Below are 266 nucleotides of genomic sequence, written 5' to 3' on the forward strand. Positions count from 1 at the left end.
GGTGCCGTGGAGCGAGGTCGGGACCTTCGACGCGCTGATGGCGAACTGGCAACGCATCGACGATCTGAGCCTCGATCGCACAGAGGAAGCCTGCGTCGAGGAGATCTTCGGCCTCTTGATCAGCGATAACGTAGCCGAACTGCTCTGGTCCCCGGTGTCATGCGCCACCGACATCCACGACAGGGACCCGGTTATTGACCAGTAACCCAAAGGTGCCGTGATCGTTGTCCGTGTATGGGTGTTGCGGTACGTGATGCGCGGCGGCT

Annotated in this window: 1 protein-coding gene; it reads left to right on the forward strand. The window is 61.3% G+C overall.

Annotated elements, in window-relative coordinates; genetic code table 11:
* A partial coding sequence (locus ACLQ24_RS30615) for a hypothetical protein (RefSeq protein ID WP_425895197.1) occupies window positions 1-205 on the forward strand: 205 nt, incomplete at its 5' end.
* Window positions 206-266: the final 61 nt, after the last annotated feature.

Origin of the sequence: Micromonospora sp. DT4, from assembly GCF_049841675.1 — a bacterium.
Lineage (GTDB): Bacteria > Actinomycetota > Actinomycetes > Mycobacteriales > Micromonosporaceae > Micromonospora.